Here is a 3,794-nt window from a genome sequence, read left to right on the forward strand (position 1 = left end):
CTATAAAAAAGGAATTTTCAACCCAACAAAAGCTAGTAATATTTTAAAAGCTACAAAAAAAGAAAATTTTTTCCAAGCTGAACATTCTATATTACTACACGGTAATTCTACACCGTTCGCAAACTATGAAGCTTTAGATAAAATTCTTGAAGACGAAAAAACAAAAATTTTTGCTGATACTGAACTGCAAGAGATACAGAAACAAATTAGTAATGGTGCTAAAGCAATTAATGCATTTGAGTCAATTATTGAAACATATCCAGACATTATTACAGAGTTAGAAATTGACAACATAAAAAATCTAAAACAAAAACTATGGCTTAGCTATTATAAAAAAGAAGAAGAATCGTTTTTAGCTTTAATTGAGTTGTATAAATCAACAAAGGCAGAAATCGAGGAAATAGAACAAAAAGCTCAAGACCAAGTTACTAAATGGCATGAAGTTGTTGATGAGTTTAAGAAAAGGTTTTCTTTACCGTTTGAGATATTAATAACCAATAAAAAAAGTGCTATCTTAGGTAAGGAAACACCTAATATTGATTTTGAGTTCACTGATCCTATTTCAGGTATAAAAAAAACTTTTTCTAGAGATTCATTAGGTGGTTTAAAAGTTTTAAGTCAAGGTGAAAAAAGAGCGTTATACCTATTGTATGTTATTTTTGAACTTAAAGGAAGGATAGAAGATAAAACAAAGACTCTTATTATTATAGATGATATAGCAGATTCTTTTGATTATAAAAATAAATATGCGATAGTTGAATATTTAAATGAAATTTCCAGCTATGACTTTTTTAATCAAATAATTTTGACGCACAATTTTGATTTTTTCAGAACTGTACAGGAAAGAATTTTAATGACAACTAAATGGCATAATTCTTTAATAGTCGATAAAGACAACGATGAATCTTTAAAAATTGTTTCTGCTGGTAGTAAAAACGTTACAAATCCTTTTGAGATATGGAGAAAAGGTTATCATAATGAATTGTCTAAATTTATTGCTTTAATTCCATTTGTAAGAAATATAATTGAATATGCTCATGGTACGGATGGTGATGAATATAAATTGCTCACTTCATGTTTACACATAAAAAAGCCAGATACTATGACTATAACTAAAAAAGATATTCAAGCTACTTTTGAAACAGTAGGACAACTTTATCAAGATAAAGTTATTGAAAATGAAAATGATACTATTTTAGATTCAATTTATACGTGTGCAGACAATATTGTTGCCTCGGGTAAAAAAGATGGAATAGTCCTTGATGATAAAATTGTTTTATCTATTGCAATTAGACTTAAAGCTGAAGAATATATGTGGAGCAAAGTTACTGACAAATCAGTAATAAAGGGTACACAGACCGGAAAACTTTTTAAACGTTTTAAAGATGAATATCAAGGTGATGATAGTTTTGATAATGATATAAAAGTTTTAACAAGAATGAGTATTATGACTCCTGAGAATATACATTTGAATTCATTTATGTATGAACCTTTACTTGACATGGCATATGGACATTTAGTTGAATTATACAATGATATGAAAAGTTTATAAAATTTAAAATTTACTCACTTGGGTGTAAATTTCTGAGCGGGTTATGGAGTTGCAGTTAACAGAGCAAACAATCGAGTATTTTCAAATACAAAGGTAATACAAATGAAAAACATAAACCTAAAAGTAGCAGATATAACGCAAGAGGATGTGTGTGCAGTGGTCAATGCTGCAAACAGTTCACTTCTTGGCGGCGGCGGAGTAGATGGTGCAATTCACCGAGCGGGCGGAGAGCAGATACTTAGTGAGTGTAAAGAGCTGAGAGCCTCTCTATATCCTGATGGATTGCCTACAGGAGAAGCCGTTGCGACAACTGCGGGAGAGATGAGAGCAAAATATGTGATCCACACCGTCGGCCCTGTTTATTCATCTTGTAAAAACCGTTGCGAAGAGCTTCTGGCAAACTGCTATATAAACTCACTAAAAACAGCTTCTGAACTAAAGTGCCACAGCATCTCGTTTCCTGCCATCTCTACAGGCATCTACGGTTATCCAAAAGATGAAGCTGCCAAAATTGCTTACAATGCAGTTAAGTATTTTTTAGATTCAGATAACACCATAGAGGTAAACTTTGTATTTTCTTCACAAGAAAGTTATAATGTCTTTGTAGATGCTATAAAAGAGCTGGAAACTTGGGAATAAAGGAAATCGGCACGATGGATGGAAAAATAGTGGTAACGTATAAAGTACTGTGCGATAATGATCTCGATCAAAAGATTTCACTTAAGGAACTGCTTAACAACGAAAAAGTGGCAAAAGCTATAAAATCAGAGTTTGCCAAGGGGCATCGCAATATTACGCTTAAATCCAAAGAAGAGGCAACGCTCAGCATTGAAACTCTTAAAGAACTCCATACTGTCGAAGTCTCTAAAGATGACTTTGCAGATCTTTTGAGTTTGGCAGAAGATGATGCAAACAGCAAAAAACTCTTAAAAAAAGAGTGCTCCCGCGTAGAACTGGTTGATATTGAAACGCACCTTTAAAGACCCAATAACCCCATGAAATTCATAGCCGACTGCCATTTGGGGAAGATTGCGAAGTATCTGCGGATATTTGGGTTTGACACACTTTACTTTCAGAGTATAGATGATGACGATATTATCGAGATTGCACACAAAGAGCAGAGATTTCTTCTAACAAGCGACAAGATTCTTTATAAGAGGATGAAGCATCATAACGCTTTGTATCTTGCACATGCAGGGTTTGAGGAGCAGTTAAGAGAGATATTTCACCACTACAAGCTTTTTGACAAGGTCAAGCCCCTGAGCATATGCATCAAATGTAACGGCGAACTTGAAGAGATTGATAAACCAGAGGTCATAGATGAACTAAAAGCAAAAACAAAAAAATACTTTGATACCTTTGCTAGATGCAAAGAGTGCGGCGCAGTGTACTGGCATGGCGACCACTACAAAAATATGCTCAAGTTTGTGGACGAATTCATCGCCAAAAACAAGAAAGAGACTAAGTTTTAAAGATATTACATTATTTCATGTTTTTAAACATACGTAAAATAGAAAACTATCAACCCCTTATAAATCGCCTATTTCAGGGATAGAACCGATGATTTAAGTCGTAAAAAAATAGTAAATACAAAAGAAATAAGCTCCAGCTATATACATTTACTTTTTATTCAGTTATAATTCTGTCAATAAAAGATGATTCGAGTTACATCTTTAGTCTGCTTTACATTGATGACCTAGTTAACAGTATATCCGCCTACTAAAAGAAAGCTTCATATTAGATTTTAGACCACTTCAGCAATGAGGTGTATTCAAACACAAAGGTATTACAATGGCAGCATTAGTAAACGGTACGGTTAAATGGTTCAATGGTGAAAAAGGTTTCGGATTTATCGAGCAAGAAGATGGCGGTAAGGATGTATTCGTACACTTTCGTCAAATCAACAGCACTGGCTATGGTCGTGTTTCTCTAGACGAAGGTCAAAAGGTAACTTTTGAAATCGGTCAAGGCGAAAAAGGTCCACAAGCAGAAAACGTTACAGGTCTGTAATCTTTCTTTGAGCGGATTTATCCGCTCATAACTATCGTAAACCCCCAAAACACCCCTATTTACACGACTTTATAAACCACTTAATTTTATTACCGCAAAAATCAAAAAAAATAATACAATTCCACTCCAATATTACCATTTAAAAACAAGAGGTCAACCGTGTACAAAATAATTAAAACACACCCGACAAAAGAGCAGATAGCAAACTTTAATATGAAAGTAGCTGAGGAAG

General features: G+C 33.7%; 5 protein-coding genes. All 5 read left to right on the forward strand.

Annotated elements, in window-relative coordinates; translation table 11 throughout:
- On the forward strand, nucleotides 1-1,552 hold a 1,552-nt coding region (locus RQ763_RS10505; RefSeq protein WP_314152905.1), incomplete at its 5' end, for an AAA family ATPase.
- Between the two features lie 102 nt (nucleotides 1,553-1,654).
- Entirely contained in the window at nucleotides 1,655-2,191 is a 537-nt protein-coding gene (locus RQ763_RS10510) for an O-acetyl-ADP-ribose deacetylase (RefSeq protein ID WP_314152907.1), read from the forward strand.
- Between the two features lie 14 nt (nucleotides 2,192-2,205).
- The gene (locus RQ763_RS10515; RefSeq protein ID WP_314152909.1) at nucleotides 2,206-2,532 is read left to right on the forward strand and encodes a hypothetical protein; all 327 of its coding nucleotides are present in this window, start codon (nucleotides 2,206-2,208) and stop codon (nucleotides 2,530-2,532) included.
- Nucleotides 2,533-2,547: 15 nt separating this feature from the next.
- Nucleotides 2,548-3,024 (forward strand): Mut7-C RNAse domain-containing protein, encoded by a 477-nt coding sequence (locus tag RQ763_RS10520; RefSeq protein ID WP_314152910.1) that lies wholly within the window; start codon nucleotides 2,548-2,550, stop codon nucleotides 3,022-3,024.
- A 319-nt stretch (nucleotides 3,025-3,343) separates the two neighbouring features.
- Nucleotides 3,344-3,562, forward strand: a complete 219-nt coding sequence (locus RQ763_RS10525; protein WP_294931995.1) for a cold-shock protein — start codon at nucleotides 3,344-3,346, stop codon at nucleotides 3,560-3,562.
- Nucleotides 3,563-3,794: the final 232 nt, after the last annotated feature.

Source organism: Sulfurimonas sp., assembly GCF_032250635.1.
In the GTDB taxonomy this organism is placed as follows: Bacteria; Campylobacterota; Campylobacteria; order Campylobacterales; family Sulfurimonadaceae; genus Sulfurimonas.

What these genes read in the sequence shown, in the direction of transcription:
- RQ763_RS10510 (WP_314152907.1), top strand. Translation starts at nt 1,655, where the DNA reads ATGAAAAACATAAACCTAAAAGTAGCAGATATAACGCAAGAGGATGTG.
- RQ763_RS10515 (WP_314152909.1), top strand. Translation starts at nt 2,206, where the DNA reads ATGGATGGAAAAATAGTGGTAACGTATAAAGTACTGTGCGATAATGAT.
- RQ763_RS10520 (WP_314152910.1), top strand. Translation starts at nt 2,548, where the DNA reads ATGAAATTCATAGCCGACTGCCATTTGGGGAAGATTGCGAAGTATCTG.
- RQ763_RS10525 (WP_294931995.1), top strand. Translation starts at nt 3,344, where the DNA reads ATGGCAGCATTAGTAAACGGTACGGTTAAATGGTTCAATGGTGAAAAA.